Here is a 26299-nt window from a genome sequence, read left to right on the forward strand (position 1 = left end):
GTCAGCGCCCCCGGTAGTTCGGGGCTTCGACGGTCATCTGGATGTCGTGCGGGTGGCTCTCGACCAGCCCGGCCGACGTGATGCGGGTCAGCTGTCCGCGCTCCTTGAGGTCGTCGATGGTGGCGGCGCCCGCGTAGCCCATGGAGGCCTGCAGCCCGCCGACGAGCTGGTGGGCGACGCCGGAGAGCGCGCCCCGGTAGGGCACCTGGCCCTCGATGCCCTCGGGGACGAGCTTGTCGTCGGAGAGGACGTCGTCGGCGAAGTACCGGTCGCGGCTGAACGACTGGCTGCCGCGCTTCTGCATCGCGCCCAGCGAGCCCATGCCGCGGTAGGTCTTGTACTGCTTGCCGTTCATGAAGACCAGCTCGCCCGGCGCCTCCTCGACGCCGGCGAAGAGGCCACCGATCATCACGGTGTCCGCACCCGCGACCAGGGCCTTGGCGATGTCGCCGGAGTACTGCAGGCCGCCGTCGGCGATGACGGGGACGCCGGCCGGACCGGCGGCGAGCCAGGCCTCGTAGATGGCGCTGACCTGCGGGACGCCGACGCCGGCGACCACGCGGGTGGTGCAGATGGAGCCGGGCCCGACGCCGACCTTGACCGCGTCGGCACCGGCGTCGATGAGCGCCTGCGCGCCCGCGCGGGTGGCGATGTTGCCGCCGACGACCTCGATGCCGTCGTCACCACCGAAGTCCTTCTTGACCCGGGCGACCATCTCGAGCACCGCGCGCTGGTGGCCGTGCGCGGTGTCGACGACGAGCACGTCGACGCCGGCGTCGACCAGCAGGCCGGCCCGCTTGTAGGCGTCCTCGCCCACGCCGAGGGCGGCGCCGACGACGAGGCGGCCGTTGGCGTCCTTGGTGGAGAGCGGGTACTGGTCGCGCTTGACGAAGTCCTTGACGGTGATCAGCCCGCGCAGCCGGCCGGCCTCGTCGACCAGCGGCAGCTTCTCGACCTTGTGCTTGGAGAGCAGCTGCAGGGCCGTGTCGGCGTCGACGCCGACCGGGGCGGTGATCAGCGGCATCGGGGTCATGACGTCGCGGACGAGGCGGCTGTAGTCGGTCTCGAACCGCATGTCCCGGTTGGTGACGATGCCGACCAGCACGCCGTCGGCGTCGACGACCGGGGCGCCGGAGATGCGGTACCGCGCGGAGAGCGCGTCGACCTCGGCGAGGGTGTTCTCGGGCGAGCAGGTGACCGGGTTGGTGACCATGCCGGCCTCGGAGCGCTTCACCAGGTCGGCCTGGCTGGCCTGGTCCTCGGCGGAGAGGTTGCGGTGCAGCACGCCCATGCCGCCGACGCGCGCCATGGCGATCGCCATGCGCGACTCGGTGACGGTGTCCATGGCGCTGGACAGCAGCGGCACGGCGAGCCGGATGCGCCGGGTCACCCGGCTGCTGGTGTCCACCTCGGCGGGGACGACGTCGGAGGCGCCGGGTACCAGCAGCACGTCGTCGTAGGTCAGTCCGAGCGGGGCAAACTTCGCCGGCAGCTCGGGCACGTAATCGGGCTGCATGTGGGCCGCCACCCCTCCACCATCGGGAACGGACTCCGGCCGGCACCCCGACCGGGCGCAGGAAGTCCAGGCTCGATCGTAGGCGGCACCGCCGGGCGGGCGGTGCTCCGCCTGCCAGGCGGCTACCGTTGGCCTCGTGTCTGCGTTCGACGACGGCTCCGGCCTCGACTTCGGGGCCCACGACCCGGACTTCGGTCCGGGCGACGGGGGTCCGCCGCCCTTGACCATCGAGGAGCGCGCCGGCGTCCTCGACGACCTCGCCGAGCTCGAGGTGTTCCGCACGTTGCTGGAGCCCACGGGCGTCAAGGGCATCGTCGTCGACTGCCCCGACTGCGACGAGGAGCACCACGTCGACTGGCCGCTCATGCAGGCCAACCTGCGCCAGCTCCTCGACGAGGGGCAGACCGGCCGGCACGAGCCGCCGTTCGACCCCGACCCCGACGACTACGTCAGCTGGGACTACGCCAGCGGCTACGCCGACGGCGTGGCCGCGGCCGCCGCCCGCGAGGAGTGACCCCCACCCGGCATGATCACGCCGAGTGGGGCCGTGACACTGCGATCCTCCGGATCGCACCGCGACCACGTGCCGTACCCCTGCTGAGCTGAGCGCGTCCATCACGCCTGCGCGGGACCCTCCGGGCCCCACTCGGCGCGATCACGCTCTCAGGACATGACCCCCCGGCGGAAGCCGATGGCGACGGCCTCGGCGCGGTCCTTGGCGCCGAGCTTGCGGAACAACCGGCGGGCGTGGGTCTTGATCGTGTCCTCGGACAGGTAGAGCTCGCGGCCGATCTGGGCGTTGCTCTTGCCCTGGCTCATGCCGGTGAGCACCTGCATCTCGCGCATCGACAGCGCGGCGGGGGGCGCGGCGTCCCGGACGGTCGAGCGCACCGTGGTCGGGGCGGAGCCCGCCAGTGGGGCGGCGCCGCTCCACGCCGACGCGCTGACCAGCGAGCCGTTGCCGTTGTGCTGCTGCGGGATGCGGGCGCCCTCGGGACGCAGACCGACGCGGGACAGGCCCAGGCCCATCTCGATGGGGCTGGCGTCCCAGCGCAGGTAGCCGCGTGCACCGAAGGCGACGGCCGCGCGGACGCTCTCGGCGTCGTCCGGCGCTCCGAGCACCAGCACCGGCAGGCCGGGGTGGGCGCGCAGCGCCTGGGTGGCGGCGGTCAGCCCGGTGTCGACGGCGCGCTGCGTGCCGACGATGAGGACGTCGGGGGTGCGGGTGTCCAGCCGCGACATCAGCGAGGCGGGGTCACCCACCACCTCGACCCGGCCGACGAAGGACAGTGCGACCAGCCGCGAGGCGACGTCGTCCCGGACCCGGCGGCGCTCGTCGTACACCCACACGGTCGCACCGGGGTTGCCGGTGGCGCGCATCCTGTCGTCGATCAAGGCCTGCTCCTCGCTCCGCCCGGCGGTCGGTGCCGGGTCCGTACCGGCCGGGGCTGACCCCGGCCGGGTTCCGCTCGGGCGGGGGCTCCCCGTCCGGGGAACCCCGCGCCTCCGCGCTGCGCGCACCGGATCCGGGCTGGTCCCCCTCCCGTTTCCGGTACGACGCTGTTCCACCTTGAGCGCCTTCCGAGGCGGGCAACAGCACCCCTCACCCCCGGGGGTGAGGGCCACGGACGGGTGGTTCGCGCGAAAAGTTGCGATCACGACGTGTTTGACCATCCAGGGCCTCGGGCACCGGCCCCTTGCAGCCGGACAGTCCTCCGGCTCGATCGACGCCTGGAGGAGACATGGCCGACATCCGCAGACTCCCGACTCCCGTAGCCGAGGTCTGGGACTGGCAGCTCCACGGTTCTTGCCGTGGCGAGAACACGTCCCTCTTCTTCCACCCCGACGGTGAACGCGGGCCCGCCCGGGCTCGTCGTCAGGCCGCGGCCAAGGCCGTCTGCGGGCGGTGCCCCGTCCTCGACGCCTGCCTCAAGCACGCACTCTCGGTGCGCGAGCCCTACGGGGTCTGGGGCGGGATGAGCGAGGAGGAGCGGGCCCGGCTGATCGCCGCCGAGCCGGCTGCCGTCGCCGCCGGGGTCTAGCCGGCACCCCACGAACGCCGAGAGGGCCCGGTCCAGGATTCCTGGACCGGGCCCTCTCGCGTGCTCGGTGCGGTGCGGGACGGCGTCCTCCCTCACCGCAGCGCGTCCTCCCTCACGGTGTGCGGTGAGGGAGGACGCGCTGGGATCAGGTCACCTGATCCCAGCGGGGCTCAGGTCAGTGCGAGTGACCGTGGCCGCCGTGCGAGTGGCCGTGGGTGTGGTTCCCACCGTCGTGCTCGTCGTCCTCCTCCGGCGCCTCGACGACGGCGGAGTCGGTGGTCAGGATCATCGCCGCGATCGAGACGGCGTTCTCCAGCGCGGCCTTCGTGACCTTGACCGGGTCGATGACGCCCTGCGCGGAGAGGTCGCCGTACTCGCCGGTCGCGGCGTTGAAGCCCTGCCCCTTGCCGGCCTCGCGGATCTTGCTGACGACGACGCGGCCCTCGAAGCCGGCGTTTTCCGCGATCTGCACCGCGGGGGCGTCCAGGGCGGTGCGGACGGCGCGGGCACCGGTCAGCTCGTCACCCTCGAGGGACAGCGCGTCGACCGCCTCGGCCGCGTGCACCAGAGCCGAGCCACCGCCGGGGATGACCCCCTCCTCGACCGCCGCGCGGGTGGCCGCGATGGCGTCCTCGATGCGGTGCTTGCGCTCCTTGAGCTCCACCTCGGTGGCAGCGCCGACGCGGATGACGCCGATGCCACCGGCGAGCTTGGCGAGCCGCTCGGCCAGCTTCTCGCGGTCCCAGTCGGAATCGGTGTTCTCGATGTCGCGACGGATCTGGGCCACCCGGTCGGCGATCGTGTCGGAGGCACCGCCGCCGTCGACGATCGTGGTGGTGTCCTTGGTGACGGTGACCCGACGCGCGGTACCGAGCACCTCCAGGCCGACGGACTCCAGCGACAGGCCGACGTCCTCGCTGACGACCTGCGCGCCGGTGACGACGGCGAGGTCGGTCATGAACGCGGTGCGGCGGTCACCGAAGTAGGGCGACTTGACCGCGACGACCTTGATCGTCTTGCGGATCGAGTTGACGACGAGGGTCGAGAGCGCCTCGCCCTCGACGTCCTCGGCGACGATCAGCAGCGGGCGCGCACCGGCGCCGAGCACCTTCTCCAGCAGCGGGAGCAGGGTCGCCAGGGCGCCGATCTTGCCGTTGACCAGCAGCACGAGGGTGTCGTCCAGGACGGCCTCCATGGCCTCCTGGTCGGTGACGAAGTACGGCGAGAGGTAGCCCTTGTCGAACTGCACGCCCTCGGTGACGTCCAGGTCGGTCTCGAGGGTGTTGCTCTCCTCGACCGTGATGACGCCGTCCTTGCCGACCCGCTCCATGGCCTCGCCGATGAGCTCGCCGACGGTGGCGTCCTGGGCGGAGATGGTGGCGACGCCGGAGATCGCGGCGCGGTCCACGACCGGGATCGCGGCGGCGTCCAGCGCGCCGTGCACGGCCTCGAGGGCGGCGCGCATGCCCCGGCCCAGCGCCATCGGGTTGGCCCCGGCCGCGACGTTGCGCATGCCCTCGTGGACCAGCGCCTGGGCCAGCACCGTGGCGGTCGTGGTGCCGTCGCCGGCGACGTCGTTGGTCTTGGTGGCGACGGCCTTGGCGAGCTGGGCCCCGAGGTTCTCGAAGGGGTCCTCGAGGTCGATCTCGCGGGCGATGGTCACGCCGTCGTTGGTGATGGTGGGCGCACCGAACTTCTTGTCGATGACCACGTTGCGGCCGCGCGGGCCGATGGTCACGCGCACGGCGTCGGCGAGCTTGTCGACGCCGCGCTCGAGGCCGCGCCGGGCGTCCTCGTTGAACTTGATGATCTTGGCCATGAAGGAGCCTCTCGATCAGTGGGTGGGTCGGGCGGGTACGAGGCACCCGAAAAGACGACCGCCCCGGGACCCGAGTTCGGGTCGCCCGGGGCGGTCGGAGTGCTGGTGGAGCCGGTGACTAGGAGGTCACTTCTCCACGACGGCGAGCAGGTCGCGCGCCGAGAGGACCAGGTAGTCCTGACCGGCGTACTTGACCTCGGTGCCGCCGTACTTCGAGTAGATGACGACGTCACCCACGTTCACGTCGAGCGGGACGCGGTTGCCGTTGTCGTCGATGCGGCCGGGGCCGACGGCGACGACGGTGCCCTCCTGGGGCTTCTCCTTGGCGGTGTCCGGGATGACCAGGCCGGAGGCCGTGGTGGTCTCGGCCTCGTTGGCCTGGACCACGACGCGGTCCTCGAGCGGCTTGATGTTGACCTTGGTAGCGGTCGTCACGATGTGGCGCCCCCTTCGGTGTAGGACGGCAGGTGGCAGGTGCTGGTGGTGCTGATGCTGTGGCACGGGATCCGGGCACCCGCCGTCGCGGGGGTCGGGCGCCAGCCCGTGTCGGTTGGCACTCTACCTACGAGAGTGCCAGCCGTTCAACCCGGTCCCCGGGGTGGGTGACGGCGGAGCGGCTCGGTCCGTGCGCCACGCTGTGCCCGTGGACCCGGACACCGACGCGCAGGCCGCCGAGACGGTGCGCCAGCTGCGCGCCCTGGCCACGCCCGAGGGCGCGGCGGCCCTGACCCGGGCCGGGGCGCTGCTCGACGCCGGGACCGATGCGGTCGCCGGCCTGACGCGGCTGCGCGCCGAGGTCGGCGCGGACCTGGCCGGGCCGGCATGGGGCATCGCGCGCCAGCGGCTCAAGGCCCGATCCACCTTCGGAGAGGACGCCGACCGGCTGCTGTTCACCGCGGACGCCCTCGAGCAGGCCGGCCGCCCCGAGCTGGCCGCCCGCCGCGCCGCCCGGCTCCTGGCCGGCGGCGCCGACTCCGTCGCCGACCTCGGCTGCGCCGCCGGCACGGACACGATCGCGCTCGCTCGCGCCGGCGCCCGCGTGCTGGCCGTCGACCGCGACCCGGTCGCCCGCGAGCTGACCGCCGCCAACGTCGAGGCGCTCGGCGTCGCCGACGACGTGTGGGTGGTCGCCGGGGATGCCGTCGAGCTGGTCGAGGCGGCGCGCGGCGGCGAGGTGGCCGGCTGCGGCGCCGCCGTCCTCGATCCCGCGCGACGGGCGGGCGGCCGGCGCCAGCTGGACCCCGACCGCTGGTCGCCGCCGTGGTCGACGGTCGCGATGCTGCTCGCCAAGGTGCCGACGTCGGTGGTGAAGGTGGCGCCCGGCCTGGACCACGACCGCGTGCCGCCCGGCATCGAGGCGGAGTGGGTGTCGGTCGGCGGCTCGATCGTCGAGGCGCTGCTCTGGGGCCCGGCGGTGGCGACGACCTGGCGGCGGGCCGCCCAGGTGCGCGACGGCGTCGTGCACGAGCTGACCGCCGACGCCGACCCCGGGCACGCCGAGGCCGGCCCGGTCCGCGACTGGCTGCACGAGCCGGACCCGGCGCTGATCCGCTCCGGGCTGATGTCGCTGGTCGCGGCGGACCTCGGCGCGACGCTGGTCGACCCGACGATCGCCTACCTCTGCTCCGACGCCCCCACCGACTCCCCCTGGGTGAGCTCGTACCGGGTGGACGAGGTGCTGCCGTTCAACCTCAAGAAGCTCAAGGCGCTGCTGCGGGCGCGCGGCGTCGGCCGCGTGGTGGTGAAGAAGCGCGGCTCCCCCATCGAGCCCGAGCAGCTCGCCCGCCAGCTGCGCACCGACGCCCGCGGCACGGCGACCGTCGTCGTCACCCGCGTCGCCGGTGCGCCCACCGTGCTGGTCTGCGACGTCACCCCCTGAGGGCAGAGACGGCCATTCCTGCCCTGGGGGTCAGCGGCTGACGGTCGTGATCGGCAGGGCGCTGTCGGCGCCCAGGTCCGGGGCCGACGGCGCGACGCCGGCGGCGACCAGCCGCGAGCCGAGCGCGGCCACCATGGCGCCGTTGTCGGTGCACAGCTTCGGGCTGGGCACCCGCAGCACGATGCCGGCCGCAGCGCACCGCTCCTCGGCCAGGGCGCGCAGCCGCGAGTTGGCCGCCACTCCCCCGCCGAGCACGAGGTGGTCGACGCCGTGGTCGCGGCAGGCCCGCACGGCCTTGGCGGTCAGCACGTCGGCGACCGCCTCCTGGAACGACGCCGCGACGTCGGCCAGCGGAACGGGCTCCCCGGCGCGCTGCCGCGCCTCCACCCAGCGGGCGACGGCGGTCTTCAGCCCGGAGAACGAGAAGTCGTAGGGCGCGTCCCCGCGCCCGGTGAGCCCGCGCGGGAACGCGATCGCCGAGGCATCGCCTTCTCGGGCGGCCTTGTCGATCGGCGGTCCGCCGGGGAAGGGCAGCCCGAGCACGCGGGCCACCTTGTCGAAGGCCTCCCCCGCCGCGTCGTCGATCGTCCGGCCCAGCGGCTGCACGTCCTGCGCGAGGTCGGGCACGAGCAGCAGCGAGCTGTGCCCGCCGGAGACCAGCATCGCGATCGAGGGCTCGGCGAGCGGCCCGTGCTGCAGCTCGTCGACGGCGACGTGCGCGGCGAGGTGGTTGACGCCGTACAGCGGCTTGTCCAGCGCCAGCGCGTAGGCCTTGGCGGCGGCGACCCCGACCAGCAGCGCGCCGGTGAGCCCCGGGCCGCTGGTGACCGCGACGGCGTCGATGTCGGAGGCGGCGATGCCGGCCTCGGCCAGGGCACGGTGCACGGTCGGCACCATCGCCTCCAGGTGCGCCCGCGAGGCGATCTCGGGCACCACGCCCCCGAAGCGCTCGTGCTCCGCCATGGAGGTCGCCAGGGCGTCGGCCAGCAGGGTGTGCCCGCGCACGATCCCGACCCCGGTCTCGTCGCACGAGGTCTCGAACCCCAGGACCAGCGGCTCGTTCACGGCTTCGTCCTCTTCATCACGACGGCGTCGGTGCCGCTGGGCTGGTAGTAGCCGCGTCGGCGGCCGATCTCGGCGAACCCGCGCCGCCGGTAGAGCTCCTGGGCGTGCTCGTTGTCCGCCCGCACCTCGAGCAGCACCACGGGGCTGCGCCGGTCGGCCTCGGCGAGCAGCGCGTCGAGCAGCTGGGCACCGATGCCCTCGCCCTGGCGGGTGCCGGTGACGCCGATGGTGGCGACATGGGCCTCGTCGTCGTAGGCGATGAGGCCGGCGTACCCGACGACCGCGCCGTCGTCCTCGGCGACGAGGTAGTGGCGGGTGTCGGTCAGCGCCAGCTCCTCGCGGTACATCGCCGCCGTCCACGTGTCGGGCGCGAAGAGCTCCTCCTCGAGCTCCATGACCGCGGCCAGGTCGGTCAGGCGCATCGGCCGCAGCGCGATCACTGCGTCACCGCCTTGATCGTCGTCGGCGGCACGGCGTCCGGGCGGCGCAGGTACAGCGGCACCAGCGGCGCGGGCGGGGTCGGGCCGTCGAACAGAGCCGGATCGGCCAGCTGGGCCGACGCCGCGCGCAGCAGTCCCGCCGTCGTCACCTGGGCCTCGACCACCTCGGCCCCGAGCCGCTCCGCGAACGCAGGGTCGCCGACGAACGGTCCCGGCCGGCCGAGCTCGGCGGGGCGGACGACGTCGGGCCCCTCGACGCAGACCCCCGCCGCGTCGTAGGCGGCCCAGTAGATCTCCTTGCGTCGCGCGTCGGTGACGACCGTGCGCGCTCCCGAGCCGACGGCGTCCAGCGAGCAGACGCCCACCACGGGCAGCCCGCGGGCGTCGGCCAGCGCGGCGGCCGTCACGATCCCGACCCGCAGCCCGGTGAACGGACCCGGGCCCAGCCCGGTGACGACGGCGTCGATCTCGGCGAGCGCCACCCCGGCGTCGTCCAGGGCCGCCCGGATCGCGGGGGTGAGCAGTTCCGCGTGCTTCGTGCCCGACGGCACCGCCCGCTCGGCGAGCACCTCGGTCGCCTCGGGCGACCACCGGGCCACGCCCGCGACGAGGGTCGGGGTGGCGGTGTCGAGCGCGAGGACGAGCACGGGAGGCCAGGGTAGTGCGCGGAACCGGGTGGGTGAGAATGCCCGGGACCGGCGACGGGCCGGACGCATCGGGAGGACGTGGTCGTGGCCCAGGACGACGTGGCCCGGGACGACGCGGCCCGGGACGACGCGGCGGCAGCGGCACGCCCGGGGCTGGTGGGCCAGCTCGTCCGCTTCGCGCTCGTCGGTGGCTTCAGCGCCGTCGTCGACCTGTCCGTCTACTCGCTCGGGCTGCACCTCGGGCTGTCCACCTACGTCGCCCGCGCGCTCAGCTTCGTCGTCGGCACGACGACGGCCTACGCGCTCAACCGGCGCTGGGCCTTCCAGGTGGAGGGCGGCGCGCGGCGGGCCGGCGGCTTCGCGCTGCTCTACGGGACGACGTTCTTCCTGATCCTGGGTGTGAACGCGCTCGCGCTGGTGGTGCTGCCCGAGTCGTCCTGGAAGATCACGCTGGCCTGGGCGATCTCCCAGGGCCTGGGCACCGCCTGGAACTTCGTGATGCTGCGGCTGGTCGTCTTCCGGCACTGAGCGGGCCGGCCGTTCAGCCGATCCGCTGCTCCCAGCCGGGGCCGTGCGGCACGAGCAGCGCGGTGCGGACGTCGTCGTCACGGCGGGCCAGCCGCACCTCGAGGTGCTCGTCGGCCAGCTGCTCGACCAGGCCCTGTCCCCACTCCACGACGGTCACCGAGTCGGCCACGGTGACGTCGAGGTCCAGGTCGTCGACGTCGGCGGCTCCGCCCAGCCGGTAGGCGTCCACGTGCACCAGCGGCAGCCGGCCGCCGGTGTGCACGCGGGCGATGACGAAGGTCGGGGAGGTGACCGGCTCGGTCACCCCCAGACCGCGGCCGAAGCCGCGGGTGAAGGCGGTCTTCCCCGCCCCCAGCGGTCCGACCAGGATCACCAGGTCACCGGGGACGACGATCCCCGCCAGCTCGGCGCCCAGCCGCTCGGTGTCCTCGACGGTGGGCAGCAGGTGCTCAGGCTTCACGCGGTCCCCTCCGACGACGCCGCGACGGCGGTGAGGTCGGCCAGCAGCCCGGCCCGGGGCGCCCCCTTCGGGCCGAACCGGATCGCCGCCGACGGGTGGTAGGTGGCCCAGACGGCGCGCCCGTCGACGTCGTGCGGGCGGCCGCGGACGGTGGCGAGCACGGTCCGCGGCCCCAGGAACCACTTCGCCGACGACAGGCCGAGCGCGACGACCACCCGGGCGTCCAGGAGCTCGAGCTGGCGGCGCAGCCAGCCGCTGCAGCGCGCCACCTCCGGGGCCTTCGGCGTCCGGTTGGCCGGCGGCCGGCACTTCACGATGTTGAGCACGGCCACCTCCGCCCGGTCCAGTCCCGCCTCGCCGAGGAGCTGGTCCAGCAGCTGACCCGACCTCCCCACGAACGGCCGGCCCGTCTCGTCCTCGGTCGCGCCCGGCGCCTCGCCGACGAGGACGAGGCGCGGCCGGCCCGACGCCGGGACGTCGCCGACGACGACGTGCTGCCGGGTGGCGGCCAGCTCGGGACAGGCGACGCACCCGCGGGCGGCGGTGGCCAGCGCGGCCCAGTCGGGCGCCGCGGCCGCGGTGCGCGCCACCTCCTCGGCGGGCGCGTCCAGCCGCGGGGGGCGCGGTGCGGCCATCGTCAGCTCCCCGCCTGCACGGCGGTGACCCGGCGCAGCAGGGCGGTGAGCGCATCGCCGACCACGCCGGGCTTCTCCAGCAGCACCATGTGCCCGGCGTCGGGGATGACGACGAACTCGACCCTGCCGTCGCCCTCCGGCCCGAGTCGCTCCACGAGCAGCTCGCTGTGCTCCTTGGGGATCATCCGGTCCGCATCGCCGGTGAGCACCAGGGTCGGGACGCGGCGCAGCGGGTCCAGCGAGCCGGTCTCGTCCAGGCCGGCCAGCGAGGGGTAGAACTCCGCGATCACCTCGACCGGCGTCCCGGCGATCATCGCGTCGACGTAGTGCACCAGCGCCGGGTCGACGTCGGCCGAGGCGAAGGACAGCGACCGGGTGACGATCGAGACGAGGTCGGCGGTCACCCGGCGGGTGCGCTCGGCGAAGGCGGGACGCCGCCGCATCGTCCACGCCGCGACCGGGAGCACCGCCGCCCGGACGCGGGTGAGGAACTCGGGCAGCCCGAAGTTCAGCTCGGCCAGGTTGCCGCTGGAGGTCGAGATCAGTGCCGCGCCGACGACCCGGGTGCCGAACAGGTCCGGCCGCAGCGAGGCCAGCCCCATGACGGTCATGCCGCCCATGGAGTGACCGACCAGCACGACCGGGCCACGCGGCACCCGCGCCTCGAGCACGGCGGCCAGATCGCCGGCCAGCTGCGCGATGGTCGAGTTCTCGCTGGCCCCGCGGCCCGAGGCCCCGTGCCCGCGCTGGTCGTAGAAGACCAGCCGGGCCGTGGGCCGGTGCCCGTTCGCCGTGGCCAGCTGCGCCCCGAGGGTCCGGCGCTGGAAGGCCCAGGAGTGCAGCGACAGCGCGTAGCCGTGCACGAAGACGACGGTCAGCGGGGCGTCGTGCGGGCCGACCTCCTCCACGTTGAGCAGCACGCCGTCGTCGGCGCGGACGAACGCCGTGCGGTCGGCGCGGCGGGCGTCGGGACCGAGCGGGTCGCTCGCGCGCAGCTCCGCCTCGGGCACCTCCGCCAGATCGGCCGCGCGGGGCCAGCCGACGTCCAGCCGGCGCCGGGCGATGCGGGTGAGGGCGACGCCCGCCGCGGTGCCGGCCGCGGCGAGCCCGACGACCGCGCCGACGACGCCGACGGTGTGCGCGGAGGGGTGCGGGAGGTGGTGCGGTTCGCGGGCCATCAGCGCGTGCCGGCCGTGCCGACGTAGCGGCGGGTGAAGCGGCCCCCGACCCGGGTGACCAGCTCGTAGTGGATGGTGTCGGCGGCGTCGGCCCACTGCTGCGCCGTCGGCTCGCCGTCGTCGCCGGGGCCCCACAGCACCACGTCGTCGCCGGCGCCGATGGCGTCGTCCCCGACGTCGAGCACGAACTGGTCCATGCACACCCGGCCGGCGATGCGCCGCTGCGCGCCTGCGGCCAGGACCGGCGCCCGGTTGCCCACAGCGCGGGGGATGCCGTCGGCGTAGCCGACCGGCACGAGCGCCAGGGTCGTCTCCCGCTCCGTGACGTAGGTGTGGCCGTAGGAGACGCCCGAGCCGGCGGGCACGCGCTTGGTGTGCGCCACCTGCGCGCGCACGGTCATGGCGGGGCGGAGGCCGTACTGCAGGGGGTCACCGCCCAGCGGGTCCAGGCCGTACAGGGCGATGCCGGGGCGCACCAGGTCGAACCACGTCTCGGGCAGCGCGATGGTGGCGGCCGAGTTCGCCAGGTGCCGCCGGGCGTCGGTGAGTCCCGCGTCGCGGGCGACCGCGGTCGCCTCCTCGAAGACCCGCACCTGCGCACCGATCGTGGGATGGGTGGGCGCGTCGGCGTAGGCCAAGTGGCTCCACAGCCCCACGACGGCGACGTCGCCGTCGGCCTGCGCGCGCGCCGCGGCGGCGACCAGCCCGGGCCACTCGCCGGGGGTGGCGCCCTCGCGGGAGAGCCCCGTGTCGATGGCCAGGTGCACGCGTGCGGTCCGCCCGGCCGCCTGCGCGGCGGCGACGACCTCGTCCAGGCCCCAGCCCGCGTTGACGGAGAGCTCGACGTCGGCCGCCAGGGCCGCGGCGACGTCCGCGCCGGGGCCGTTGAGCCAGGCGAGGACCGGCGCGGTCACTCCCGCTGCCCGCAGGGCGAGCGCCTCGTCGACGACGGCGACGCCGAGCGCGTCCGCGCCCCCGGCCAGCACCGCGCGGGCGGCGGGAACCAGACCGTGCCCGTAGCCGTCGGCCTTGACCACGGCCATGAGCGGCCGATCGACGCGCGCGCGCAGCACGGCGGTGTTCGCCGCGATGGCGTCGAGGTCGACCACCACCTCGGCGCGGCCGGATCCAGGGGTCGAGGTCACGCGCCCGAGTCTCCCAGCCCGTCCACCGGGATCCCGCGCACACGCCCGACGGCCTCCGGCAACCGCCGCACCAGGTCCCCGGCGATCAGCGGTCCGCGCCGCGCGGCGAGCTGGCCGGTCCGGCCGTGCAGGTGCGCGGCGACCGCGGCGGCCTCTGCCGCGGGCAAGCCGGTGGCCAGGAGCGCGCCGGCGATGCCGCTCAGGACGTCGCCGGTACCGGCGGTGGCCAGGTCCGCGGTACCCGTCCCGTTGACGAACGCCGTCCCGTCGGGATCGGCGACGACGGTGCCGTCGCCCTTGAGCAGCACGACGGCGCCGAGCTCGGCGGCGAGCCGGCGGGCGGCGCCGATCCGGTCGGCGCCGACGGGCGCACCGAACCGCTCGAACTCGCGGTCGTGCGGCGTGAGCACGGTGGGAGCGCTCCGCCGCCGCACCAGCCCCGGCTCACGGGCCAGCAGGGTGAGGGCGTCGGCGTCGACGAGCACCGGCACGTCGGTGGCCAGCACCTCGGCGAGCACGTCGCGCGCCGCGTCGTCGGTGCCCATCCCGGGGCCGACCACCCACGCCTGCACCCGTCCGGCCTCGCCGGGTCGCCCCGCGGTGACGATGGCCTCCGGCCACGCCGCCCGCACGCCCTCGGCCGCGGCTCCGGCGTAGCGGACCAGCCCGGGCCGGGTGCGCAGCGCAGCGCCCGTGCACAGCACCCCGGCGCCCGGGTAGGTGGCCGAGCCCGCGACCACGCCGACGACGCCCTGCGAGTACTTGTCGTCGCCGGCCGACGGCGGCTCCAGGCGGGCGGCCGCGTCGGGGTCGGTGAGCTGCCGGACGCCCGGCGGGGGCAGGTGCGGAGCCAGACCGATGTCGACCAGGTGCACCCGCCCGGCGTGCCCCCGCCCCTCCCCCACGACCAGGCCGCGCTTGACCGCCCCGAAGGTGACCGTGTGCATCGCCGGGAACGCGACGCCGTCCACCGCCCCGGTCGAGGCGTCCACGCCACTGGGGACGTCGACCGCGACCGTGATGCCCGCGCCCTCGGCCGCCGCCCGGGTGAGCTCGGCTGCGTCGGGACGGAGCCCCCCGCGGCCGCCGATGCCGAGCATCCCGTCGAGCACGAGGTCGGCCCGGGCGATGAGCTGATCCGTGCCCCTGTCCCCCGCCGCGGCGACGCGCCCACCGGCGCGGCGGAGCGCGGCCAGCCCGGCCGGGTGCGCGCGCTGGGGGTCGAGCAGGACGGCGGTCACCCGGGCACCGCGGCCGGCCAGGGAGGCGCCGGCGAACAACGCGTCGCCGCCGTTGTTGCCGCCCCCGACCAGCAGGACGACCCGGCGCCCGTAGGTGGAGCCGAGCAGCCGGGCGCAGACCGTCGCGAGGCCGGTGGCAGCCCGCTGCATGAGGGTGCCGGGCGGGGTGGCGGCCAGCAGCGGCGCCTCGGCGGCGCGCACCTCGTCGGCGGTGAACAGCCCGATCATCCGGCGTCCCCGCGGACGACTCCCTCGGCGACGACGATCGCCGAGGCGATCCCACCGTCGTGGCTGAGCGAGAGGTGCCAGCTCGTCACGCCGAGCTGGGCCGCACGGCCGGCGACGCTGCCGCGCACCTCGAGGTGCGGGCGGCCGTGATCGCCGACGGTGACCTCGGCGTCGTGCCAGTGCAGGTCACCCGGGGCGCCGAGGGCCTTGGCCAGCGCCTCCTTGGCGGCGAACCGCGCGGCCAGCGACTCACCGCTGCGGGGGGCCCCCGACGGGGTGGACTGCTCGGCCGCGGTGAACAGCCGGTCGCGCAGACCCGGGGTGCGCTCGAGCGACATGGCGAACCGCTCGACCGGCACCACATCGATCCCGACCCCGATGATCACGCGACCAGTCTGCCGCGCCGCCGTCCGGCCCGCCGCACGCCGTCCTCCCTCACCGCAGCGCGTCCTCCCTCACCGCACACCACGAGGGAGGACGCTCGGGGATCAGGTCACCTGATCCCGGCGCGACCTACTCGACGGTGACCGACTTCGCCAGGTTGCGCGGCTGGTCGACGTCCAGACCCCGGGTGGTGGCGATCTCGCACGCCAGCACCTGCAGCGGCACGGTGGTGACCACGGGGGCCAGCAGCGTCGGGGTGCGCGGCACGCGGATCAGGTGGTCGGCGTAGGGGACGACGTCCTCGTCGCCCTCCTCGGCGATCACGATGGTGCGCGCACCCCGGGCCCGCACCTCCTGGATGTTCGAGACGACCTTGCCGTGCACCGACTCGCGGCTGTGGGGTGAGGGCACGATGACGACGACCGGCGTCCCCTGGTCGATGACGGCGATGGGCCCGTGCTTGAGCTCGCCGGCCGCGAAGCCCTCGGCGTGGATGTAGGCCAGCTCCTTGAGCTTGAGCGCTCCCTCCAGCGCGACGGGGAACCCGACGTGCCGGCCGAGGAAGAGGACCGTGTCCGCGTCGGCCAGCGAGCGGCCGAGGGCGCGGACCTCGTCCATGCCCGTCAGCACCTGCGCGACGGCGTCCGGGAGCTTGCGCAGGTCCTCGACGATGGCGGCGACCTCGTCCTCGTACTTCATCCCGCGCACCTGGGCCAGGAACAGGCCGACGAGGTAGCAGGCGACGATCTGGCTGAGGAAGGCCTTGGTCGAGGCGACGGCGATCTCGGGGCCGGCGTGGGTGTAGAGGACGGCGTCGGACTCCCGCGGGATGGTCGACCCGTTGGCGTTGCAGATGGCCAGGACGCGGGCCTTCTGCTCCTTGGCGTGCCGCAACGCCATGAGGGTGTCCATCGTCTCGCCCGACTGGCTGATGACGATGACCAGCGTGGAGCGGTCCAGGACGGGGTCGCGGTAGCGGAACTCGCTGGCCACCTCGACCTCGACCGGGATGCGCGTCCAGTGCTCGATGGCGTACTTGGCGATGAGCCCGGCGTGGAAGGAGGTGCCGCAGGACACGACGAAGATCTTGTCGATGTCGCGCAGTTCCTGGTCGGAGAGGCGGACCTCGTCGAGGATCAGGTTGCCGTGGTCACCGAGCCGGCCGAGCAGGGTGTCGGCGATGGCCTTCGGCTGCTCGGCGATCTCCTTGAGCATGAACCAGTCGTAGCCGCCCTTCTCGGCGGCCGCGGCGTCCCAGTCGACGGTGTAGGCGGTGGGCTCGACGGCGGCGCCCGCGAAATCGGTCACGGTGACGCCGGCGGTCCGGTCGATCTGGACGATCTGGTCCTGCCCGAGCTCGAGGGCGTTGCGGGTGTGCCCGATGAAGGCGGCGACGTCGGAACCCAGGAAGTACTCGGCAGTCCCGTCGGCTGTCTCTCCGACGCCGACGACCAGGGGGCTGCTGCGCCGGGCCGCGACCAGGGTGTCGGGCTCCGCGGCGTGCGTGGCGACGAGGGTGAAGGCGCCCTCCAGCCGGCGGCAGATCGCACGCATGGCCTCGGCCAGCCGGCCCTCGCCCTCGGGCGCGTCGGCGTAGGCGGCGGTCAGCAGGTGCGCGGCCACCTCGGTGTCGGTGTCCGAGCTGAACTCGATGCCGGCGGCCTCGCACTCGGCGCGCAGCGAGGCGAAGTTCTCGATGATCCCGTTGTGGACGACCGCGACGTCACCGCCGGTGGAGACGTGGGGGTGGGCGTTGCGGTCGGTCGGCCCGCCGTGGGTGGCCCACCGGGTGTGGCCGATGCCGACGGTCGCGGCCGGCAGCGGCCGGTCGGCGAGCACCTTCTCCAGGTTGGCGAGCTTGCCGGCCTTCTTCGCCGAGCTCAGCTCACCCTCGGCGACGACGGCGATGCCCGCCGAGTCGTAGCCCCGGTACTCCAGGCGCCGCAGACCCTGCAGGACCACCTCCGTGGCGTCCTGAGGACCGACGTAACCAACGATTCCGCACATTTGAGCCAGGCTACCGGCAGTGGCGGACCGATCCGTCCACCACGCGCGAACGGCGCAGGGCAGCGCCTCAGGGGCACCCGTGGGCCCCAGTCGTCACACCCGTCGGGTCAGTCGACGGCGGCGACCACGCCCGCCAGGCGCTGCGCCACCCGGTCGGCCTGTTCCTGGGTGGGCGCCTCGACCATGACGCGCACGAGCTGCTCGGTGCCGGAGGGCCGCAGGAGCACCCGGCCGGTGCTGCCCAGCCCCGCCTCCACCGCGTTGACCGCCTCGGCGACCGAGTCGCTCTCCACCACGGCGATGCGGTCGCGCACCGGCACGTTGATCAGCACCTGCGGGAGCTTCTGTACCACCCCGGCCAGCTCGGCCAGCGACCTCCCGGTCACCGCCATGCGTGACATGAGCGCCAGGCCGGTGAGCACGCCGTCGCCGGTGGTCGCGTGGTCCAGGAACACCAGGTGGCCGCTCTGCTCCCCGCCGAGGCTCAGGTCGCCCGCGCGGAGCGCCTCGAGGACGTAGCGGTCCCCCACGGCGGTGGTCTGGACGGCGATGCCGGCGTCGCGCATCGTGAGGTGGAAGCCGAGGTTGCTCATCACGGTGGCGACGACGGTGGCGTCCCTGAGGGCGCCGCGCTCGTGCAGCGCCAGCGCGCAGATCGCGAGGATCGCGTCGCCGTCGACGACGTGCCCGTCGGCGGTGACCGCCAGGCAGCGGTCGGCGTCCCCGTCGTGGGCGAGACCGAGGTCGGCACCCTGGGCCCGGACCGCCTCGATCAGCGGCTCCAGGTGCGTCGAGCCGATCCCGTCGTTGATGTTCCAACCGTCGGGCGCGCAGCCGATGGCGTGCACCGTCGCACCGACGCGCCGGTAGACCTCGGGCGCGACGCCGGCGGCCGCACCGTGTGCCCCGTCGACGACGACCGAGATCCCGCTCAGCGGCTGGTCGACGGTGGACAGCAGGTGGGTGACGTACTCGTCGACCGCGCCGGTCAGCTCCCGGACGCGGCCGATGGCGGCGCCGGTGGGCCGCAGCCCGTGCTGGTGGCCATCGGCGACCGCGGCCTCGATCGCGACCTCGACGGCGTCGGGCAGCTTGTGCCCACCCCGGCTGAACAGCTTGATGCCGTTGTCCGGCATCGGGTTGTGGCTGGCCGAGATCATGACGCCGAGGTCGGCGCCGGTCGAGGCGGTGAGGTGCGCCAGTGCCGGCGTCGGGACGACGCCGGCGAGGAGCACCTCGGCCCCCGCGCTCGTCAGCCCCGCCACCACGGCGGCCTCGAGCATCTCCCCGCTGGCCCGGGGGTCACGGCCGACGACCGCGACGGGACACGAGGTCCCGTCGCGGTCGGCGAGCACGCCTGCGGCGGCGCGAGCCACCGAGAGCGCCAGCTCCGGCGTGAGGTCGGCGTTGGCACGACCCCGGACGCCGTCGGTCCCGAACAGGCGACCCACGGACGTACCGGTCAGCGCTTGGAGTACTGAGGCGCCTTGCGGGCCTTCTTGAGTCCGTACTTCTTCCGCTCGACGACCCGCGGGTCACGGTTCAGGAAGCCGGCCTTCTTGAGGACCGGACGGTCGTCGGGCTCGATCTCGATCAGCGCGCGGGCGATGCCCAGGCGCAGCGCACCGGCCTGGCCGGAGACGCCGCCACCGTGCAGCAGGCCGACGACGTCGTACTGGTCGGCCTTCTCGAGGATGACGAACGGCTCGCGGATGAGCTGCTGGTGCACCTTGTTCGGGAAGTAGTCCTCGATGGTGCGGCCGTTGAGCTTGAACTGGCCGGTGCCGGGGAGGAGGCGCACGCGGACGATGGCCTCCTTGCGGCGACCGACGGTCTGGATCGGACGCCCGTCGGCGTCGGTCACGGTCAGAGCGCTGGTCACTGGGCCACCTGCTTGATCTCGTAGTTCTGGGGCTGCTGCGCAGCGTGGGGGTGCTCGGGGCCCGCGTAGACCTTGAGCTTCTTGAGCATCTGACGGCCCAGGCTGTTGTGCGGCAGCATGCCCTTGACCGCGCGCTCGATGACGCGGTCCGGGTGGGTGCGCAGCTGGTCGCCGACGTTGATGGTCTTCAGGCCACCCGGGTGGCCGGAGTGGCGGTAGGCCACCTTGTTCTCACGCTTGTTGCCCGTGAGGGCGACCTTCCCGGCGTTGACGATGACGACGAAGTCACCGACGTCGACGTGCGGGGCGTACTGCGGCTTGTGCTTGCCGCGCAGGATCTGCGCGGTCTGGCTGGCCAGTCGGCCGAGCACCACATCGGTGGCGTCGATGACGAGCCAGGCCCGGTCGATCTCGCCGGGCTTGGGGGTGTACGTGCGCACGGCGCTCGTGTCCTCCGTCGTTGTCGGGAAGGCTGGTGGGATCGCCTCACCGAGTACGGGAGACGTCGCGACGCGCGGGCACCAACCAGCTGACGCGCGCCAGCCGGTCACGATACCAGCCGCGGGGACGCGGCCTCGCCGTGCGGGCGGGTCAGGCCTCCTGGACCTCGCGCAGCCGTCCCGTGGTCACGTCGAACACCGTGCCGCGCACCTCGCGCGAGAGCAGGTACGGGCTCTCCCGGATCAGCCGCATCGACTCGCGCACGTCCTGGTCGACATCGGTGAAGGCCCGGGCGGCCCACGGCGGGCGCCGGCCCGTCGCCGCCTCGACGGCGTCGGCGAAGGAGATGTCGTCGGTCGACTGGAGGCCGCACTCGGTGTGGTGGACCAGCACGATCTCCCGGGTGCCCAGTGCGTGCTGGCTGATCGTCAGGGAGCGGATGACGTCCTCGGTGATCACGCCGCCGGCGTTGCGGATGACGTGCGCGTCACCGATCTCCAGCCCGAGCACGCCGAACAGCGGGATGCGGGAGTCCATGCACGCCACCACGGCCACCTTGCGGCCCGGGCGCACCGGCTTGCTGCCGGGGAAGCTCTCCGCCCACCGCTCGTTCGCCTCGAGCATCCGGTCGATCTCGGCCACGCGTCCTCCTCTGCCGTCGTTGATCGACTGGGACACTAACCGGGGAGCCGGGGGGCCGCGGCCCGAGCCGGCCGGACACCGGCGAGGATGGGCCCGTGCGGACGGTCGAGGAACACCAGGCGGCGGTCGACGCCCTGCTGCCCCAGCTGCCGGAGGAGTCCGTGCCGCTGGCCACCGCGCACGGCCGCGTGCTCGCCCGGGACGTCGTGGCCGCGGTCGCGCTGCCCGGCTTCGACAACTCCGCGATGGACGGCTACGCCGCGCGCTGGGCCGAGGTGGGCGCCGCCGCGGAGGTCGCCGTCCGGCTGCCGGTGGCCGAGGACATCCCGGCCGGGCGCACCGACGTCGTCCCCCTGTCGCCGGGCACGGTGCACCGGATCATGACCGGCGCACCGCTCCCCCCGGGCGCCGACGTCGTCGTCCCCGTCGAGCTGACCGACGGCGGCGTCGACGTGGTGGAGATCCGCGACTGCCCGGCCGCCGGCACGCACCTGCGGCGGGCCGGGGAGGACATCGCCGCCGGCGACGTCGCCCTGTCCGCCGGGTCGCCGCTGGGTGCCGCGCAGCTCGGCCTGGCCGCCGCCGTGGGCGTCACCGAGCTGCCGGTCCGGCGCCGGCCGCGGGTGCTGGTCCTCTCGACCGGCAGCGAGCTGGTCGCCCCCGGGGAGCCGCTGGCGCCCGGGCAGATCTACGAGTCCAACTCCCTGCTGCTCGCCGCCGCCGTCGAGGAGGCCGGGGGTCTGCCGCGCCGGCTGCACTTCGTGCCCGACGACGTGGACCAGTTCCTCACCACGGTGCGCGCCGAGCTCGCGGGGGCCGACCTCCTGATCACCAGCGGCGGGGTGAGCGCGGGCGCCTACGAGGTGGTCAAGGACGCCTTCGCCGGGCTGGGCACCGTCGAGTTCGGCAAGGTCGCGATGCAGCCGGGCGGCCCGCAGGGCGCCGGCACCGTCGACGGCGTCCCGGTGATCACGCTGCCCGGGAACCCGGTGAGCGCCTTCGTCTCCTTCGAGGTCTTCGTGCGACCGGCGCTGCGCCGCGCCCTGGGCTACGCCGCGCCGCACCGGCTGCGCGTCCCCGCCCGGCTGGCCGGCCCGCTGCGCTCGCCCGCGGGCCGCCGTCAGTTCCTGCGCGGGTACGTCGAGGGCGGCGAGGTCTCCCAGGTGGGCGGGCCCGGCTCGCACCTGGTCGCGCACCTGGCGCGGGCCAACTGCCTGGTCGTCGTCCCCGAGGACGTCACCGAACTGGCCGCCGGCGCCGAGGTCGACGTCGTGCTGATCGAAGGAGCTCTGCGATGAACCGGTTGACCCACGTCGACGAGACCGGCGCGGCGCGCATGGTCGACGTCAGCGCCAAGGAGGTGACCGCCCGGGAGGCGACCGCCGCCGGGCGGGTGCTGGTGAGCCCCGAGGTCGTCGGCCTGCTGCGCGGCACCGGGGTGCCCAAGGGCGACGCGGTCGCCGTCGCGCGGATCGCCGGCATCGCCGGGGCCAAGCGGACGCCGGACCTCGTGCCGCTGTGCCACCCCATTGCGCTGCACGGCGTGACCGTGGACATCGAGGTGGCCGACGACGCCGTCGAGATCACCGCGACCGCGCGCACCGCCGACCGGACCGGCGTGGAGATGGAGGCGCTCACCGCCGTCACCGTCGCCGGTCTGACGATGATCGACATGGTGAAGGCGGTCGACCCGCGCGCCTCGATCACCGACGTCCGGCTGCTGCGGAAGTCCGGCGGCAAGAGCGGGCTGTGGACCCGGTGAGCGAGCTCCCGGCCGGCGCGAGGGCGCTGGTGGTCACCGCCTCCAACCGCGCCGCCGCCGGCGTCTACGCCGACCGCAGCGGGCAGGCGCTCGCGGCGGGGCTGGCCGAGCTGGGCTTCCAGGTGGAGGGGCCCAAGGTGCTCCCGGACGACGCCGTCGAGATCGAGGACGTGCTGCGCGCCGCCGTCGACGCCGGCATCGAGCTGGTCCTCACCACCGGCGGCACGGGGCTCTCCCCCACCGACGTGACGCCGGAGGCGACCCGCCGCGTGCTCGAGCGCGAGGCGCCCGGCATCGCCGAGGCGGTCCGCCGGTACGGCGCCGAGAACGGGGTGCCGACGGCGGTGCTCTCCCGCGGGCTGGCCGGCACCGCCGGGCGCACGCTGATCGTCAACCTGCCCGGTTCGACCGGCGGCGTGAAGGACGGCCTGGCCGTGCTCGGCCCGCTGCTCCCCCACGTGATCAGCCAGCTCCGCGGCGGCGACCACTAGTCCAGCTCGATCCGCTCCGTGCGGGTGTAGACGTTGCAGCCGTCGCCGCGGAGGAAGCCGACCAGGGTGATGCCGACCTCGCGGGCCAGCTCCACCGCGAGGGACGACGGGGCGGAGACCGCGGCCAGCACCGGGATGCCGGCCATCGCCGCCTTCTGGGTCAGCTCGAAGCTGGCCCGGCCGCTCACCATCAGCACGTGGCCGGCCAGCGGCAGCCGCCCGGCCCGCACGCCGTCGCCGATCACCTTGTCCACCGCGTTGTGCCGGCCGACGTCCTCGCGCAGCGCCACCAGCTCGCCGTCGGCGGTGAACAGTCCGGCGGCGTGCAGCCCCCCGGTCTTCTCGAAGACCTCCTGCTGCGCCCGCAGCCGGTCGGGCAGCGCGAGCAGGGTGGCCAGCGGCAGCCGGACCTCGTCCGCGGCGACGTCGAACGCGGTCTTCGTGCGGATGGCGTCGATGCTGGCCTTGCCGCACACCCCGCACGAGCTGGAGGTGTAGAAGTTCCGCTCCAACCCGGTGTCGGGGATCGGCACGCCGGGGGCGAGGTCGACGTCCACCACGTTGTAGGTGTTGCGGCCGTCGGCGTCGACGGAGTCGCAGTAGCGCAGGCCCGCGACGTCGTCCGGGCCGGCGATGACGCCCTCGGTGGCGAGGAAGCCGTGCACGAGGTCGAAGTCGTCGCCGGGCGTGCGCATGGTGACCGCCAGCGGCGTGCCGGCCAGGCGGATCTCCAGCGGCTCCTCCGCGGCCACGGTGTCTGGTCGGGTGGTGCGCTGCGCGCCGCGGATGCGCAGCACCGGCGTCCGGCTGGTGACTCGTCCCACGGCAGGGACGGTACCCACGCCTCTACGGTGACGCCGTGGATCAGCTGCCGCCGTACTCCGCCCTGGTGCTCGCCGGCGGGCGCGCCGCGCGGCTCGGCGGGCAGGCGAAGCCGCAGCTGCAGGTCGGCGGGCGCACCATGCTCGGCACCGTGCTCGCCGCCGTCGCCGACGCCGAGCGGCGGATCGTCGTCGGTCCGCCGCAGCCGGTGCCCGACGACGTCGTCGTCGTCCGCGAGCAGCCGCCCGGGGGCGGGCCGGTGGCGGCGCTGCGCGCGGGTCTGCCGTCGGTTCCCACCGGCGTGGTCGCCGTCCTGGCCGGCGACCTGCCCTTCCTCGACGCCACCGTGATCGCCCTGCTCCGGAGCGCCCTGGCAGCCGACGGCGTGCTCGTCGTCGACGACGGCGGCCGGGACCAGTACCTGCTCGGCGTGTGGCGCACCGACGCCCTGCGGGCGGCGCTCCCCGAGGACGACGGCCCCACCTCCCTGCGCCGGGTGCTCGCCCCGCTGCGGGTGGACCGGCTCCGCCCCCTCGTGCCGCCCGGCACGCCCCCGCCCTGGCTGGACTGCGACACCCCGGCCGATCTCGCCCGCGCCCGGGCGGTAGCCGCCGGCCTCGGCGGGTAGGGGCCGGTCATGCGCATCGTCCTCGCCGGGGCCCACGGGCAGGTCGCCCGCCGCCTCGGCCGCCTGCTCTCCGCCCGCGGCGACACCGTCGTCGGCCTCATCCGCAACCCCGACCACGCGGCCGACCTGCGCGGTGACGGGGTCGAGCCCGCCGTGCTCGACCTCGAGTCCGCGTCGGTCGACGAGCTCGCCGACCTGGCCCGCGGCGCCGACGCCGTCGTCTTCGCCGCGGGGGCCGGCCCGGGCAGCGGAGAGGCCCGCAAGCACACCGTCGACCACGGCGCCGCCGTGCTCCTCGCCGATGCCGCCGAGAAGGCCGGCGTCCGCCGGTACGTCCTGGTGTCCTCGATGGGCGTCGAGCAGGCCCGCGCGGGGACGCCGCAGGGCGTCGACCCGGTCATGGCGGTCTACCTGCAGGCCAAGCTCCGCGCCGAGGACGACGTCCTGCCCCGCGAGGCCCTGGCGACCACGATCCTGCGGCCCGGCGGGCTCACCGACGACCCGGGCACCGGCCGGGTGACGCTGGGCCACGGCATCGGCTACGGCAGCGTGCCCCGGGACGACGTGGCCGCGGTGCTCGTCGCGCTGCTCGACGCCGGACGCGACGGCGCGGTCGTGGAGCTCGTCAGCGGGGAGACGCCGATCGCCGAGGCGGTCACCGCCCTGCCGTGAGCGGCCCCGGCGAGGTCAGCCGCGCCGGGCCCGGGTGAGGAGCGCGCGGTCGGCCAGCATGTCGTCGGGCGGGTAGTCGACGCGGACCAGCGTCAGCCCGCCGGCCGGCGCCACCGGCACCTCGCTGGCCCGTTCGTCGCGGGCGAGCAGGGTGGCCGGCCAGTCCGGCGTGCGCCGTCCCTCGCCCACCGCCGTCAGCGCACCGACCAGGCTGCGCACCATCGAGTGGCAGAACGCGTCGGCCGACGCCGAGATGGTCACCAGCTCACCGGTGCGGACGACCTGCAGGGCGAGCAGGGCGCGGATCGTGGTGGCGCCCTCGCGGCGCCGGCAGTAGGCGGCAAAGTCGTGCTCGCCCAGCAGCAGCGCCGCGGCCACCGCCATGGCGTCGGTGTCGAGCGCGCGCCCCCAGGCGACGGTGTCGGACCGGCGCAGCGGCGGCGGACCCCAGTCGGCGTCGGTGAGCCGGTACACGTAGTGCCGGCCGAGGGCGGCGAAGCGGGCGTCGAAGTCCGGATGCGCCTCCACCACCGACGGGACGGCGATGTCCGGCGGCAGGATCCCGCGCAACCGCCGCACCAGCCGGTCGCGCTGCCGGTCCCACAGCGCCCGCGGGACGTCGCAGTGCGCCACCTGCCCGGTGGCGTGCACCCCGGCGTCCGTGCGGCCGGCGACGGTCAGCTGGACGGGGGTGCGGAGGACCGTGCCGAGCGCCTCCTCGAGGTCGCCCTGCACGGTGCGCTGGTCGGGCTGGCGGGCCCAGCCGTGCAGCGCCGTCCCGTCGTAGCTCACCGCCAGACGAAGACGGACGAGCCCGCCACCGTCGTGGGTGGCGGGCTCGTCCGGGTGTTCGGTGTTCAGCGTGCTCGGAGCGTCAGCGCGGGTCGGGAGCCGACTCGCCGCCGGGAGCGTGCAGGCTCGCGGTGGCCGCGTCGCCCTGCTCCGCGGCGTTGAGCTCGGCCGCGGCCGCGTCGGCGAGCTCCGGGGAGACGTTGTCGCCGTCGACGACGATGCCGTTCTCCGCGGTGGGCTCGCGCTCGACGTTCCCGTCGTCCTGACGCTCGCCGTCGGGCACGAAGACGTCGGTGACGATCTCCTGCGCCTCGTCGCGGCCGCCGCTGGTCACTTGGTGCCGTCCGTGTCGGACTCGGTCCCCGTCTCGGTCTCCGCCTCCGCGGAGGCGTCGTCGGCCTCGTCCGGGCTGTCCGCCGAGTCGGCGGAGTCAGCGCTGTCGGCCGAGTCCGCGCTGTCCGCCGAGTCGGCGGACTCCTCGGCGGCGTCCGCGGTCACCTCGCCGGCGGCAGCGGCAGAACCGGCCCCGGTGGCGAACTGCGTGCCGCGGGCCCGCTCGGCCTCGCCGACGGCCTGCTGGCCGACGGTGAGCGCCTCGACGAGCTCGATGACGGCCATCGGGGCGTTGTCGCCCTTGCGGGGGCCGACCTTCGTGATGCGGGTGTAGCCACCCGGCCGGTTCGCGAAGCGCGGACCGATCTCGGCGAACAGGGTGTGCACCACGTCCTTGTCCCGGATGACGGTCATCACCTGGCGACGGGAGTGCAGGTCACCCCGCTTCGCGAAGCTCACCAGCTTCTCGGCATAGGGGCGCAGCCGCTTGGCCTTGGCCTCGGTGGTGGTGATCCGCCCGTGCTCGAACAGCGACGTGGCCATGTTGGCCAGCATCAGCCGCTGGTGCGCGGGGGATCCGCCGAGACGGGGACCCTTGGTGGGGGTGGGCATGTCGGTCC

The 26299-nt window shown here is 74.7% G+C and carries 31 protein-coding genes; 9 read left to right on the plus strand and 22 right to left on the minus strand.

Features of this window, described 5'->3' with window-relative positions; translation table 11 throughout:
• Nucleotide 1 precedes the first annotated feature (1 nt).
• Complete coding sequence (gene guaB / locus CRP29_RS08580; RefSeq protein WP_097194894.1) at nucleotides 2-1516, minus strand: IMP dehydrogenase; 1515 nt, start codon at nucleotides 1514-1516, stop codon at nucleotides 2-4.
• Between the two features lie 136 nt (nucleotides 1517-1652).
• Between guaB and CRP29_RS08585 the strand changes: the two genes are divergently transcribed.
• On the plus strand, nucleotides 1653-2030 hold the full coding sequence (locus tag CRP29_RS08585) for a DUF5319 family protein (protein WP_097194606.1): 378 nt from the start codon (nucleotides 1653-1655) through the stop codon (nucleotides 2028-2030).
• Between the two features lie 149 nt (nucleotides 2031-2179).
• Here CRP29_RS08585 and CRP29_RS08590 read toward each other — a convergent pair whose 3' ends face one another.
• Complete coding sequence (locus CRP29_RS08590; RefSeq protein WP_097194607.1) at nucleotides 2180-2911, minus strand: response regulator transcription factor; 732 nt, start codon at nucleotides 2909-2911, stop codon at nucleotides 2180-2182.
• A gap of 347 nt (nucleotides 2912-3258) precedes the next feature.
• Between CRP29_RS08590 and CRP29_RS08595 the strand changes: the two genes are divergently transcribed.
• A complete protein-coding gene (locus CRP29_RS08595) occupies nucleotides 3259-3558 on the plus strand; it encodes a WhiB family transcriptional regulator (protein WP_097194608.1) in 300 nt (99 codons plus the stop codon).
• A 175-nt stretch (nucleotides 3559-3733) separates the two neighbouring features.
• Here CRP29_RS08595 and groL read toward each other — a convergent pair whose 3' ends face one another.
• Nucleotides 3734-5377: a chaperonin GroEL gene (gene groL, locus CRP29_RS08600; RefSeq protein WP_097194609.1), complete on the minus strand. Its 1644-nt coding sequence runs from the start codon at nucleotides 5375-5377 to the stop codon at nucleotides 3734-3736.
• Between the two features lie 126 nt (nucleotides 5378-5503).
• Nucleotides 5504-5812: a co-chaperone GroES gene (gene groES, locus CRP29_RS08605; RefSeq protein ID WP_097194610.1), complete on the minus strand. Its 309-nt coding sequence runs from the start codon at nucleotides 5810-5812 to the stop codon at nucleotides 5504-5506.
• 208 nt (nucleotides 5813-6020) lie between these two features.
• On the opposite strand from groES, the gene CRP29_RS08610 reads away from it, so the two are divergent.
• Nucleotides 6021-7256, plus strand: coding sequence for a class I SAM-dependent methyltransferase (locus CRP29_RS08610; RefSeq protein ID WP_097194611.1), 1236 nt, complete (start codon nucleotides 6021-6023; stop codon nucleotides 7254-7256).
• A 30-nt stretch (nucleotides 7257-7286) separates the two neighbouring features.
• Here the strand turns inward: CRP29_RS08610 and tsaD are convergent, their stop codons facing one another.
• Genes tsaD through tsaB form a run of 3 tightly spaced genes read right to left on the minus strand, consistent with a single transcriptional unit; the run spans nucleotide 7287 to nucleotide 9408 of the window.
• On the minus strand, nucleotides 7287-8321 hold the full coding sequence (gene tsaD, locus CRP29_RS08615; protein WP_097194612.1) for a tRNA (adenosine(37)-N6)-threonylcarbamoyltransferase complex transferase subunit TsaD: 1035 nt from the start codon (nucleotides 8319-8321) through the stop codon (nucleotides 7287-7289).
• Nucleotides 8318-8761, minus strand: a complete 444-nt coding sequence (rimI, locus tag CRP29_RS08620; RefSeq protein ID WP_245852652.1) for a ribosomal protein S18-alanine N-acetyltransferase — start codon at nucleotides 8759-8761, stop codon at nucleotides 8318-8320. The genes tsaD and rimI overlap by 4 nt, the downstream gene beginning before the upstream one ends.
• On the minus strand, nucleotides 8758-9408 hold the full coding sequence (gene tsaB, locus CRP29_RS08625) for a tRNA (adenosine(37)-N6)-threonylcarbamoyltransferase complex dimerization subunit type 1 TsaB (protein ID WP_097194613.1): 651 nt from the start codon (nucleotides 9406-9408) through the stop codon (nucleotides 8758-8760). Before tsaB ends, rimI begins: the two co-directional genes overlap by 4 nt.
• An 84-nt stretch (nucleotides 9409-9492) precedes the next feature.
• On the opposite strand from tsaB, the gene CRP29_RS08630 reads away from it, so the two are divergent.
• On the plus strand, nucleotides 9493-9936 hold the full coding sequence (locus CRP29_RS08630; RefSeq protein WP_245852653.1) for a GtrA family protein: 444 nt from the start codon (nucleotides 9493-9495) through the stop codon (nucleotides 9934-9936).
• A 13-nt stretch (nucleotides 9937-9949) separates the two neighbouring features.
• On the opposite strand, the gene tsaE is transcribed toward CRP29_RS08630, so the two are convergent.
• From tsaE to CRP29_RS08685, 11 genes are all read right to left on the minus strand, one after another.
• Nucleotides 9950-10396 carry a tRNA (adenosine(37)-N6)-threonylcarbamoyltransferase complex ATPase subunit type 1 TsaE gene (tsaE, locus tag CRP29_RS08635; protein ID WP_097194614.1) on the minus strand — a complete coding sequence of 149 codons (447 nt, stop codon included), beginning with the start codon at nucleotides 10394-10396 and terminating at the stop codon, nucleotides 9950-9952.
• Complete coding sequence (locus tag CRP29_RS08640) at nucleotides 10393-11031, minus strand: uracil-DNA glycosylase (protein WP_097194615.1); 639 nt, start codon at nucleotides 11029-11031, stop codon at nucleotides 10393-10395. Before CRP29_RS08640 ends, tsaE begins: the two co-directional genes overlap by 4 nt.
• Nucleotides 11032-11033: 2 nt before the next feature.
• Nucleotides 11034-12209, minus strand: a complete 1176-nt coding sequence (locus CRP29_RS08645; RefSeq protein ID WP_097194616.1) for an alpha/beta fold hydrolase — start codon at nucleotides 12207-12209, stop codon at nucleotides 11034-11036.
• Nucleotides 12209-13354 (minus strand): alanine racemase, encoded by a 1146-nt coding sequence (alr, locus tag CRP29_RS08650; RefSeq protein ID WP_097194617.1) that lies wholly within the window; start codon nucleotides 13352-13354, stop codon nucleotides 12209-12211. Before alr ends, CRP29_RS08645 begins: the two co-directional genes overlap by 1 nt.
• Nucleotides 13351-14823 carry an NAD(P)H-hydrate dehydratase gene (locus CRP29_RS08655; RefSeq protein WP_097194618.1) on the minus strand — a complete coding sequence of 491 codons (1473 nt, stop codon included), beginning with the start codon at nucleotides 14821-14823 and terminating at the stop codon, nucleotides 13351-13353. Before CRP29_RS08655 ends, alr begins: the two co-directional genes overlap by 4 nt.
• Entirely contained in the window at nucleotides 14820-15209 is a 390-nt protein-coding gene (locus tag CRP29_RS08660; RefSeq protein ID WP_097194619.1) for a holo-ACP synthase, read from the minus strand. The genes CRP29_RS08655 and CRP29_RS08660 overlap by 4 nt, the downstream gene beginning before the upstream one ends.
• Nucleotides 15210-15336: 127 nt before the next feature.
• Nucleotides 15337-17214 carry a glutamine--fructose-6-phosphate transaminase (isomerizing) gene (glmS, locus tag CRP29_RS08665; protein ID WP_097194620.1) on the minus strand — a complete coding sequence of 626 codons (1878 nt, stop codon included), beginning with the start codon at nucleotides 17212-17214 and terminating at the stop codon, nucleotides 15337-15339.
• Nucleotides 17215-17321: 107 nt separating this feature from the next.
• Nucleotides 17322-18665, minus strand: a complete 1344-nt coding sequence (gene glmM, locus CRP29_RS08670) for a phosphoglucosamine mutase (protein ID WP_097194621.1) — start codon at nucleotides 18663-18665, stop codon at nucleotides 17322-17324.
• A gap of 11 nt (nucleotides 18666-18676) precedes the next feature.
• Nucleotides 18677-19096, minus strand: coding sequence for a 30S ribosomal protein S9 (gene rpsI / locus CRP29_RS08675; protein WP_091981690.1), 420 nt, complete (start codon nucleotides 19094-19096; stop codon nucleotides 18677-18679).
• The gene (rplM, locus tag CRP29_RS08680) at nucleotides 19093-19536 is read right to left on the minus strand and encodes a 50S ribosomal protein L13 (RefSeq protein ID WP_097194622.1); all 444 of its coding nucleotides are present in this window, start codon (nucleotides 19534-19536) and stop codon (nucleotides 19093-19095) included. Before rplM ends, rpsI begins: the two co-directional genes overlap by 4 nt.
• Nucleotides 19537-19687: 151 nt before the next feature.
• Nucleotides 19688-20179, minus strand: a complete 492-nt coding sequence (locus tag CRP29_RS08685) for a beta-class carbonic anhydrase (RefSeq protein ID WP_097194623.1) — start codon at nucleotides 20177-20179, stop codon at nucleotides 19688-19690.
• Between the two features lie 95 nt (nucleotides 20180-20274).
• On the opposite strand from CRP29_RS08685, the gene moeA reads away from it, so the two are divergent.
• From moeA to CRP29_RS08700, 3 genes are read left to right on the plus strand one after another with little or no spacing between them, the layout of a single operon-like run.
• A complete protein-coding gene (gene moeA, locus CRP29_RS08690; protein WP_097194624.1) occupies nucleotides 20275-21477 on the plus strand; it encodes a molybdopterin molybdotransferase MoeA in 1203 nt (400 codons plus the stop codon).
• Nucleotides 21474-21941 carry a cyclic pyranopterin monophosphate synthase MoaC gene (moaC, locus tag CRP29_RS08695; RefSeq protein ID WP_097194625.1) on the plus strand — a complete coding sequence of 156 codons (468 nt, stop codon included), beginning with the start codon at nucleotides 21474-21476 and terminating at the stop codon, nucleotides 21939-21941. Before moeA ends, moaC begins: the two co-directional genes overlap by 4 nt.
• Entirely contained in the window at nucleotides 21938-22432 is a 495-nt protein-coding gene (locus CRP29_RS08700) for a MogA/MoaB family molybdenum cofactor biosynthesis protein (protein ID WP_097194897.1), read from the plus strand. Before moaC ends, CRP29_RS08700 begins: the two co-directional genes overlap by 4 nt.
• Here the strand turns inward: CRP29_RS08700 and fdhD are convergent.
• Nucleotides 22429-23256: a formate dehydrogenase accessory sulfurtransferase FdhD gene (fdhD, locus tag CRP29_RS08705; protein ID WP_097194626.1), complete on the minus strand. Its 828-nt coding sequence runs from the start codon at nucleotides 23254-23256 to the stop codon at nucleotides 22429-22431. The two genes, CRP29_RS08700 and fdhD, sit on opposite strands and share 4 nt — an antisense overlap.
• A gap of 35 nt (nucleotides 23257-23291) precedes the next feature.
• Here fdhD and mobA point away from each other — a divergent pair, with 35 nt between their 5' ends.
• Both mobA and CRP29_RS08715 read left to right on the plus strand, forming a co-directional pair.
• A complete protein-coding gene (mobA, locus tag CRP29_RS08710) occupies nucleotides 23292-23882 on the plus strand; it encodes a molybdenum cofactor guanylyltransferase (RefSeq protein WP_097194627.1) in 591 nt (196 codons plus the stop codon).
• Between the two features lie 9 nt (nucleotides 23883-23891).
• Nucleotides 23892-24554, plus strand: a complete 663-nt coding sequence (locus CRP29_RS08715; protein ID WP_097194628.1) for an SDR family oxidoreductase — start codon at nucleotides 23892-23894, stop codon at nucleotides 24552-24554.
• A gap of 15 nt (nucleotides 24555-24569) precedes the next feature.
• On the opposite strand, the gene truA is transcribed toward CRP29_RS08715, so the two are convergent.
• The 3 genes from truA to rplQ form a co-directional block, all read right to left on the minus strand.
• Nucleotides 24570-25346 (minus strand): tRNA pseudouridine(38-40) synthase TruA, encoded by a 777-nt coding sequence (gene truA / locus CRP29_RS08720; RefSeq protein ID WP_245852655.1) that lies wholly within the window; start codon nucleotides 25344-25346, stop codon nucleotides 24570-24572.
• A gap of 82 nt (nucleotides 25347-25428) precedes the next feature.
• Complete coding sequence (locus CRP29_RS08725) at nucleotides 25429-25680, minus strand: hypothetical protein (protein WP_097194630.1); 252 nt, start codon at nucleotides 25678-25680, stop codon at nucleotides 25429-25431.
• Nucleotides 25677-26291 carry a 50S ribosomal protein L17 gene (gene rplQ, locus CRP29_RS23710; protein WP_097194631.1) on the minus strand — a complete coding sequence of 205 codons (615 nt, stop codon included), beginning with the start codon at nucleotides 26289-26291 and terminating at the stop codon, nucleotides 25677-25679. The genes CRP29_RS08725 and rplQ overlap by 4 nt, the downstream gene beginning before the upstream one ends.
• Between the last annotated feature and the right edge of the window lie 8 nt (nucleotides 26292-26299).

The organism is Blastococcus aggregatus, assembly GCF_900221005.1.
Lineage (GTDB): Bacteria > Actinomycetota > Actinomycetes > Mycobacteriales > Geodermatophilaceae > Blastococcus > Blastococcus aggregatus.

Bases quoted from the DNA above. Each gene is read 5' to 3' on its own strand.
- guaB (WP_097194894.1), bottom strand. From the start codon at position 1,516: ATGCAGCCCGATTACGTGCCCGAGCTGCCGGCGAAGTTTGCCCCGCTC.
- CRP29_RS08595 (WP_097194608.1), top strand. From the start codon at position 3,259: ATGGCCGACATCCGCAGACTCCCGACTCCCGTAGCCGAGGTCTGGGAC.
- rplQ (WP_097194631.1), bottom strand. From the start codon at position 26,291: ATGCCCACCCCCACCAAGGGTCCCCGTCTCGGCGGATCCCCCGCGCAC.
- groL (WP_097194609.1), bottom strand. From the start codon at position 5,377: ATGGCCAAGATCATCAAGTTCAACGAGGACGCCCGGCGCGGCCTCGAG.
- CRP29_RS08715 (WP_097194628.1), top strand. From the start codon at position 23,892: ATGCGCATCGTCCTCGCCGGGGCCCACGGGCAGGTCGCCCGCCGCCTC.
- CRP29_RS08640 (WP_097194615.1), bottom strand. From the start codon at position 11,031: ATGGCCGCACCGCGCCCCCCGCGGCTGGACGCGCCCGCCGAGGAGGTG.
- CRP29_RS08655 (WP_097194618.1), bottom strand. From the start codon at position 14,823: ATGATCGGGCTGTTCACCGCCGACGAGGTGCGCGCCGCCGAGGCGCCG.
- CRP29_RS08645 (WP_097194616.1), bottom strand. From the start codon at position 12,209: ATGGCCCGCGAACCGCACCACCTCCCGCACCCCTCCGCGCACACCGTC.
- glmS (WP_097194620.1), bottom strand. From the start codon at position 17,214: ATGTGCGGAATCGTTGGTTACGTCGGTCCTCAGGACGCCACGGAGGTG.
- moaC (WP_097194625.1), top strand. From the start codon at position 21,474: ATGAACCGGTTGACCCACGTCGACGAGACCGGCGCGGCGCGCATGGTC.